A 619-nucleotide genomic window follows, 5' to 3' on the forward strand; every position below is an offset into this window, starting at 1 on the left:
CGGTGTTGTCGAGGGCCTGGGCCAATAGCTGGCGGCCCTGGGCCTCGTAGCCAATGGCGTGTAGCTGCCGGGCCCACTCGATAGTGGGGGGCAGCAGCCGGGCCGCCTCGGCCCAGCGATGCTGGGCCAGGCGCACTTCGGCCATCAGCTGCTGGGCGTGCGTCATGCCGTATTTGTTGTCGAACCGACGGAACAAGCGCAGGGCCTGCGTTTCGTAGTAAAACACAGAGTCATAGCGCTGGGCCCGCTGGTGCACCATGCCCAAATTGTCGAGGCAGTACGCCAGCATCTCGTCCTGCTGCCGCTGCCGGGCGGCCGGCAGGCGCCGGAAAATGGCCAACGCCAAGCGGGCATAATAGGCGTGCAGACGGGTCAGAGAATCGGGCGCGGACTGGCCCGAATTCAGCCATCCCAGGTAGAGCGTGGCCAACTGGCTGGTGCCCAGCACGAGGTCCACGGAATCGACTTGCTTGTTTTGCCGCATGCGCCGGAGGGCCAGTCGGAAGTAGCCGTCGGATTCGACAAATTCTTCCTGCTCGGCCGCCAGCCGGCCCAGGCCAATCAGGGCGGTGGTGAGTTGCCGGCTGGCGCGGGGCTCGCGCTCGGCCACCCGCACGGC

The 619-nt window shown here is 66.7% G+C and carries 1 protein-coding gene; it reads right to left on the minus strand.

Annotated elements, in window-relative coordinates:
- Positions 1-619: hypothetical protein (locus ACYVDE_RS25520; protein WP_460504308.1), on the minus strand; the 619-nt coding region annotated here is incomplete at both ends.

It is taken from the genome of Hymenobacter agri (genome assembly GCF_054778495.1).